The organism is Methylophaga sp. UBA3613, assembly GCF_002375415.1.
GTDB lineage: Bacteria > Pseudomonadota > Gammaproteobacteria > Nitrosococcales > Methylophagaceae > Methylophaga.
In genome coordinates this window covers 283,672-291,946 of the sequence record NZ_DFLS01000009.1, presented here as the reverse complement: position 1 = coordinate 291,946, position 8,275 = coordinate 283,672, and the positions used below count along the sequence as shown (strand labels likewise).

The window sequence follows — 8,275 nt, the reverse complement described above, 5'->3', positions numbered from 1 at the left end:
TCCATGGAGATAAACGTTTTTGAGCGTAAGCCCCAATGGGGTGAGATACATGGATGTATCTCACAAAAGGTGCTCCTCGTGCCTTGATTGACGCTTTTTCAGCTCACAACAGAGGCGGCTTTGAAAGATCAATAGACCCTAAGGCTGGGGAGTATTAAAGATTTTTACGATCTGTCCATTTTTAATCACTACATGGGTTTCCTGATCTTCCACCATGCGATATAGCCATTTTTCAAAATAATCATTTTCTACGTCAGAATCGGCTACTTTTCTTAGCACCGGGCGGGTATGTTTGCTGATAAAAGCCGGTTCCCAGAATTGACCACAAATTGCTTTAATATCATCAGTTCTCATACCGATTTTGATACTGTTTGAGCCGCACGCCATGGTTTCTTCATGGGATGATGCACTGCCAGCAAAAATATTGGCAGAAAGCAGTAGTGTCGCCACTGATACTAACAAGGTTGATAAACGCATAACGATCCTCACAAAACGGTCATTGATTCACTAATTTCGGGACAATATGCGACCTTAATGCATTGCTCGTCAACCCATCTGCTTTCCAATCGTTCAAAAAGGCCTATTTATTCACTATTTTATTCGTAGTTCCGTTCAATAAATGTGTTTTTCTTTGCAGGATGATTTGAATTTTGACTGCAACAGATGTTTATACTGCGGGTTAAACACTTAACCGGAATGTTATAGCGATGTCGCCCAAACCTATTTATATCACCTACGCTGGTCCGACCCTACTGGCGACTTCATTGCTTAATAAAGGCACTGCGTTCAGCGAAACGGAACGGCAGCAATTTAATCTCAAAGGTTTGATACCTCAGCGATTTGAAACGATCGAACAACAAGCTGAACGTGCCTATCAGCAATATTCCAGTTTTATAGAACCAATAAACAAACACATCTATCTGCGTACCATTCAGGACAATAACGAAACCTTGTTCTATTACCTGCTGGAACATCATCTGCAGGAAATGATGCCGATAATTTATACACCCACCGTAGGCGATGCCTGTGAGCGGTTTTCGCAAATTTATCGTCGGGCCAGAGGATTGTTTATCTCTTATCCCGACCGCCATCACATTGATGAGATTCTGCTTAATGCCACCAAACGCAATGTAAAAGTCATTGTGGTAACCGATGGCAGCCGTATTCTTGGCTTGGGTGATCAGGGCGTTGGTGGTATGGGTATTCCCATTGGCAAGCTTTCTTTATATACCGTCTGTGGAGGCATCAGCCCGGCCTATACTCTGCCCATCATGCTAGATGTCGGAACAGATAATGCTGATTTATTGGATAACCCTCAATATATTGGCTGGCAACATCCACGTATTGATGCTCAGCAATATGATGAATTTATTGATTTATTTATTAGCGCTATCAAAAAGCGCTGGCCCAATGCGCTGTTACAGTTTGAAGATTTTGAACAACGCAAAGCATTACCGTTGTTAACTCGCTATCGTGATGAACTTTGCTGTTTTAACGATGATATTCAAGGCACGGCTGCAGTGACCGTGGGTTCATTATTGGCCGCTTGTCGTGCCAAACAGCAAACGCTTTCCGAGCAAACTATTGTCTTTGTCGGAGCGGGATCTGCAGGTTGTGGTATAGCGGAACAAATTGTGTCGCAAATGATGACTGAAGGCACCAGCGAAATGGATGCCCGCAAACGCATTTTTATGATTGATCGACCGGGACTTCTCACCCAATCATTGCCTGGATTACCGGCTTTTCAACAAAAACTGGCTCAGCTGGATCTGGTGTGTGCTACCTGGAATATTTCGGGTATCAATGCCAATTTAGCTGAGGTCATTGATAACGCAAAACCGACGGTGTTGATTGGTGTTTCCGGTCAGGCGGGAATATTTACTGAAGCAATAATTAAATCCATGTATTCACATTGTCCAAAACCGATCATCTTCCCGTTAAGCAATCCATCCAAACAGATAGAAGCCCACCCACAAGAGATTATTGAATGGACAGAAGGTAATGCACTTATTGCTACTGGTAGCCCCTTCACGCCCATTGTGTATGAAGGAAGTTTTTATCCTATTGCCCAATGCAATAACAGTTACATTTTCCCGGGTCTCGGCCTTGCTGTTGTGGCTGCCGGAATAGAACGTATTACCGATGATATGTTGATGACCGCAAGCGAGGTGCTGGCTGGGGCTTCACCAATGACTACCCCAGGTAACCAGGAACTTCTCCCACCACTTACCGATTCGGCAACACTCAGTAAAAAGATTGCCTTTGAAGTGGCTAAACTCGCTCAGCAAAAAAAACTTGCCCCAGAAATGACTGATAGCGCTTTATTACAGGCGATTGAAGATAATTTCTGGTTACCACGTTATCGTGAGTATCAACGGGTAAATGTCTAAACTGTAAACATAAAAAAACGGCTTGCAGTGAGTAACTGCAAGCCGTTTTTAAATAGCCAGTGATTGGATTAGAAATCCATCGTCGCGCTTAACGTAACAGTGCGAGGAGCTCCTAATACAAGATATCCTGTACCGACTGTTCCATTAGCACCTACATATCCACCTGCCGAAGCCCAGTAGTCTCTATCAAAAACATTATTCACTCTGGCGCGTAATGTGAGATCTTTACCATTTACCTGCATTAAATATCTTGCACCGATATCCACCCTGGTCCAGCTTGGTAATTTCAGTTCATTAGCAGAATCCGCATAATTAGATCCCGTGTAGATAACTCGACTATCAAGTGCTAAACCACTGATCTGGGGTACTTCCCATTCAACTCCCATATTTGCCTGATATTCCGGGATGCCTACAACACGGTTGCCATCTAAGTCGTCAGAACCCGTTTTATCCTGTTGGGCATCCAACCAGGTCACACCGCCAAGTAACTTAATATCATCCGTTAATAAACCAAACGTGGTTAACTCAATACCCTGATGGTTATTCTCGCCTGAAGTCTCAAATACTGGATTGGCAGGATCTGAAGTATCAGTAAAAGAACGCGGCATATCAGTGGTGAAATATGCCAGTCCCCAACCTAAATAATCAGAGTCATATTTCAATCCGATTTCTTTTTGCTCTGCAATGTACGGAGACTGCGCCTCTCCACCATTAACCAAGTCTGTTCCAGCAAATTTGAGTGGTGCTGTTTCACCTTGGCGTAGACTTTCGATGTAATTTCCATATAGAGACAATTGAGGTGTTAACTTGTAAACCACGCCTACTACAGGAGTATTTTTTGTTTCTTTATAGTCAGTGGTTTTACTGCCCGTGATGAAATCATAATTTTTTACTTCGATCGTCTGCCTGCGAATTCCCAATGTTAATAGTAATTTCTCGTCATAGAACGACAACGTATCGCCAATTGCATAGCTTTGGAGTTGAACAGAATTGGTCAATCTTGGCTCCAGACCTGCATTGCTCTCGAACCCAATTGGTGGTTGTTCCACATTAAATGGGTTATACAAATTGGTGTCGAAAGTTGCTCCCGTACCATAAGCATTTTTTGAGTCCAATTCAAAAAAGGAAGCAGAAATAACCCACTCATGCCCCACATTTCCGGTATTAAATAATCCTTGAAGACCTAATTCACCCGTATCAACTTCATCTTTTCGTACATTATCAAAACGAAAGGCACTTCCTTGACCAGTATTCGCATCTGATACTCGAATATTTCCCAGAGAGTTTTCTTCGTCTGTACGACGTAATCCATATGCAGCCCATGCTGTTGTCGTTTCAGTCAGATCATACTCACCACGCATAGTTCCGAACCAGTCTTGCTCATCAGAATATGACCATGGTTGAGCCCAGTTGCTATCAGAATCTGGGGCAGAAGGAATCCGATCAACCCCTTGTAAAGTTACGTTGGTGCGCGTTTCATCAAGTTGATTATCCTGATAACCAACATCCGCTGATAAGCGGGCTCTGTCCCCTCTCCAATCCAGGCCAACAGAAAACAAACCTAATTGTGTTTCTTCATCATCAATTGCTGTGCCACCATCACGGTAAGCAGTATTCACCCGTACACCGAACTGCTTTTCTTCACCAAAACGTCTGGCAATATCGGCCGATACCAATCCCTGCTGCCCATGTTCTGTCCCCACAGTTATTCGATTCAAAGGCTCATTGGGCGCACGTTTTGGCAGTAGATTAACATTACCACCTATGCCGCCACCGCTTGGCGAAGCACCAGTTAGAAATGATGAAGCTCCACGCAAAAGCTCTACCCTTTCAAACAGTTCTGTAGCTATATACTGACGAGGTAACAGTGAATAAAGCCCGTTATAAGCAATATCATCTGAACTCAAAACAAAGCCACGAATAAAATACGATTCCTGGAAATTGCCAAAGCCTCTTGCTACACGCACCGATGGATCATTTAGTAAAACATCCCCTACACTGCGAGCTTGACGGTCTTGGATAAACTCATTTGTATAAGCCGTGATACTGAAAGGGCTATCCAAATGATCCAGCGTTCCGAGTATCCCAGCCCTGCCACCTACCGCTACTTGACCTCCACTATGAGCAGGAGACAACCCTTCAGCCGAAGCATCCGCACTGGCTGTGACCGTAATCGATTCCAGTTCTGCCGAATCCGTTTCGCTTTCAGCAGCGGATACAGTTTGTGAAGCTAATAAGGCTAAGCCAATCGATATCGCTAGCGGCGATAATTTGATACACATGAAACTTCTCCGGGGAAGAAAAGGAAAAAATCATATGCTACGCATCGAACAGATTAATGTAAATACAAATCGTTGTTATTTAGATGCAAATAACACGTGCAAATTTAAGTATGAAAGATACAGTTCAACTTAACCCTTTCAGTTTTGCTATTATTTGCCAGTCAAATACTGACATGTCGCTGTGTAAACGCGCATGGCTGACAAAAAGAAGCAATGGTTCTGTCGCATGACAGCCATGATTGACCCTCTTATATATTCAGGATTTTTATGCCAGAGATTATTATTGAAAAAAACCCAAGTGAAGCACGCTTAAAAGAACTGGGCGTTGCCGGTTGGGAAATTTGGGATTGCCCGGTCACCGAATTCCGTTTGGATTTTGATGAAACCGAAAAAGCTTACATTCTTGAAGGTGAAATTGTCGTCACTCCAGACGGCGGCGAGCCAGTCACAATCGTTCCAGGTGATTATGCGATTTTCCCAACAGGCTTGAAAAGCATGTGGCAAGTTACCAAACAGCTGAAAAAACATTACAGCTACGATTAATCAGTAACATTTAAGGGCATCTTCGGATGCCTTTTTTACTTTTGCAATACGTACAACTTTTCGCCACGCTATGTGTCAGTAAACACTGAATACTTTTAACAAGGGAGATTTTATGAAAGTCGTCGCTTTTGCAGCCAGCAATAGTAAACACTCTATCAATAAGCAATTAGTCACTTATGCAGCGAGTCTGCTTGAGAATGCTGATGTAGAAGTGCTGGATTTGAATGATTATGAACTCCCACTGTTTAGCGTTGATATTGAAAAAGAAATTGGTCAACCCGCATTGGCTCAAGCCTTTCTGGATAAACTGGGCAACGCTGATGCCTTGGTTATTTCACTGGCCGAACATAACGGAAATTATTCGGCGGCATGGAAAAACCTGTTTGACTGGTGCACACGAATCGAACAAAAAGTCTTTCAGAAAAAACCCACTATCCTGCTCTCAACCTCTCCGGGTGAGCGCGGTGGGGCAACAGTTATGGAAATTGCCCTCAACTCAATGCCCCGCTTTGCTGCCGAGATAAAAGGGAATATGTCGCTCCCCTCTTTTTATGATAATTTTGATACTGATAACGGAAAAGTGATTAACACTGAATTTGACAAGCAGTTACATAAGACTATGCATCAACTGCCTCAATAATTGATTGTCATAATTTAGAAATATAGTTGTAGTAATGTGGAAATGTTTATCTATATGCTTTTCGATTGATTCATTCTTCTAAGGATCTCACATGAACGACTCGGTAGCTTTGTTGGATTTAAAGAAAAAGGCTCAAAAACAGCTTTATAAAATCAGTGAAGAAACTTCGGTAAATAGTGGGAGAGCCAAGGCTTTATTACTTTTATCTGAAGGGGCGACTCAAGAAGAAGCGGCTAAAAAAACAGCATTGAGTTTAGGTCAGATTCGCTACTGGCTGGGACGCTACCGGGCAAATGGAATTGATTGTTTTCCTGTGGCTGTTGATACCAAGCCCAAGAAAGAGAAAAAAGACAAACCCAAAAAAGCAAAAAAAGCTGACAAGAAAGCTAAAGATAAACCCAAAAAATCAGAAAAGAATAAAAAGAAAAGTAAAAAAACCAAGTCTAAATAATTATTCACATCCAGCCGCAGTTGCCGAGTCCCAATGAAATCGGGCGGCTGGAACCTTTGAATAGTGTTCATCACCACGCTTTTCACTATTATTTAAGCAATCTCTACTATATTCCCCGCTCTGCTAAACGATAATTAAAATTATCCAGCGCTCTGGCGTTTTCTAGTGCCTGTTTTTTTTGTACCAAATAATTCTAAAAAATATAGCCTAATGCAACGTTACTTTGTCTCAGCTGATAACTGGATATTTTTTGTTAAAGATCCGTCATGAATTGTCGACAACAAGACTGAACAATAGCGCTAAATAAAAAAAGTTGGCAATACCAAGTTGCGATCTTTAAGGACAATTCAATGAACATGCATAGCATACGTACCAAAAGCTCTTTACCGGTAATGGTGATGGGGTTAACCATTATTATCGTCATCTCGATGTTCTGGTGGATGATGTCCTTACAGAATAATCTGATTGAAATTCAGTCGCGCAGCTTTATGCCTGCCAGTGAAGTCATTCTTAATGCTGACCGGGATCTGTACCAGGCCAAACTAGCCCAACTCAACATCCTTTCGGGTCAAAGCAACGCAGCCGATGAAGAAGAAATAAATCGCCAGGAAAATATCCAACAGGTGGCGGCACGTTACGCTGAATACAGGGAATACTTGAAAGAATTTCCTGAAATATCCGGTGACCCGGCGGTGTTTAATCAGGCCTATCAAGAATGGGTAGCCTCCTCGGATGCGCTGGTCCAAGCCTACAACAATGGGCTTTCTTTAAATCTCCTTAAGCAAACTGAAGATCAGGAGTTTGCTGAATTACGAGATATTCTGGATAAGTCCGGCGAGGCAGTGATTAGTGGTTTTGAGGTCATTGAAAAGCAACTTGCTGCTGATATCCGCACTAAAATGACGATCACATTTATTGCTGTCGCGATCGTTTTGATAATCGCGATGATTTTCAGTTATCTCATTCCAAAAAAACTGACTAACGACATCAATTATTTGGTAAAACGGATTAATGAAATTGCCTCAGGTGATGGCGATCTCACCGCTAGAATTGATGTGTCGTCTAAAGATGAATTCGGTAATCTTGCTCAGGCGTTTAATGTTTTTGTCTCTAACCTGCAGGATTTAATCAAAAATATTCTGTCCCAGGTTGCCAACCTCGGCAATCTCACTGCCAGCCTGTCGGATGCATCAGTTCATACCAAAGATATTAACGATAAACTGAATTTATCGACAGAATCCATTGTAAGTGCTGTTCATGAAATGACGCTGGCCAACAAGGAAATGGCACAAGTTGCAACCAATTCCGCTTCTGAGGCCGATCAAACCGCTGGTTTAGCTGATCGCGGTATGGCCGTAGTCAGAACGTCGAATGAAAAAATCGCCGCATTGATTCGCAATATGGATTTGGTATTGAACTCCTCTCAGGAGCTTGAAACCAACTCCAACAATATCGTTACCGTTTTGGAAGTTATTCGTGGCGTGGCCGAACAAACTAATTTGCTGGCACTGAATGCCGCGATTGAAGCCGCTCGGGCAGGTGAACATGGACGAGGTTTTGCTGTCGTGGCTGATGAGGTCAGAACTCTGGCAACCCGAACTCAGCAAAGTACCAATGATATAGATGAAATTATCCAGAAATTACAATTGTCTGTCGGCGCATCTTCAAAGGCTATTTCTGAAGGTAAGGTAAATGCTGATGAAACAGCAAATACCTTTGTTGAAGCCGATAAAGTTTTCCATGAAATTCAGCAGTCCTCTAACCGGGTAAATGATATGGCGACCCAAACAGCTCAGGCAACTGAAGAGCAGACCTGTGTCGCTGAAGAAATCAGTAAAAACCTGCACGGTCTAAACCAACAGACAGAAGCTGCCAGTGAAGTAGCTGAAACGGGTGAAGAGTTATCACAGGAAATCAGACGTTTTTCTGAAAGCATGAAACAAATGATGAGCCGCTTTAAAGTTTAGTG

General features: G+C 42.7%; 7 protein-coding genes. 5 read left to right on the top strand and 2 right to left on the bottom strand.

Annotated features, from left to right (window positions below):
- Positions 1-138: 138 nt before the first annotated feature.
- Complete coding sequence (locus B3S93_RS13310; RefSeq protein WP_292400738.1) at positions 139-477, bottom strand: DUF2845 domain-containing protein; 339 nt, start codon at positions 475-477, stop codon at positions 139-141.
- 230 nt (positions 478-707) lie between these two features.
- Between B3S93_RS13310 and B3S93_RS13305 the strand changes: the two genes are divergently transcribed.
- The gene (locus B3S93_RS13305) at positions 708-2,390 is read left to right on the top strand and encodes an NAD-dependent malic enzyme (RefSeq protein ID WP_292400735.1); all 1,683 of its coding nucleotides are present in this window, start codon (positions 708-710) and stop codon (positions 2,388-2,390) included.
- 68 nt (positions 2,391-2,458) lie between these two features.
- Here B3S93_RS13305 and B3S93_RS13300 read toward each other — a convergent pair whose 3' ends face one another.
- Positions 2,459-4,672 carry a TonB-dependent receptor gene (locus B3S93_RS13300; protein ID WP_292400732.1) on the bottom strand — a complete coding sequence of 738 codons (2,214 nt, stop codon included), beginning with the start codon at positions 4,670-4,672 and terminating at the stop codon, positions 2,459-2,461.
- 267 nt (positions 4,673-4,939) lie between these two features.
- Here B3S93_RS13300 and B3S93_RS13295 point away from each other — a divergent pair, with 267 nt between their 5' ends.
- From B3S93_RS13295 to B3S93_RS13280, 4 genes are all read left to right on the top strand, one after another.
- The gene (locus B3S93_RS13295) at positions 4,940-5,215 is read left to right on the top strand and encodes a cupin domain-containing protein (RefSeq protein WP_292357081.1); all 276 of its coding nucleotides are present in this window, start codon (positions 4,940-4,942) and stop codon (positions 5,213-5,215) included.
- Positions 5,216-5,327: 112 nt separating this feature from the next.
- Positions 5,328-5,855 (top strand): NADPH-dependent FMN reductase, encoded by a 528-nt coding sequence (locus tag B3S93_RS13290; RefSeq protein WP_292400729.1) that lies wholly within the window; start codon positions 5,328-5,330, stop codon positions 5,853-5,855.
- A 91-nt stretch (positions 5,856-5,946) separates the two neighbouring features.
- On the top strand, positions 5,947-6,306 hold the full coding sequence (locus tag B3S93_RS13285; RefSeq protein WP_292400726.1) for a helix-turn-helix domain-containing protein: 360 nt from the start codon (positions 5,947-5,949) through the stop codon (positions 6,304-6,306).
- 350 nt (positions 6,307-6,656) lie between these two features.
- Positions 6,657-8,273, top strand: coding sequence for a methyl-accepting chemotaxis protein (locus tag B3S93_RS13280; protein ID WP_292749023.1), 1,617 nt, complete (start codon positions 6,657-6,659; stop codon positions 8,271-8,273).
- Positions 8,274-8,275: the final 2 nt, after the last annotated feature.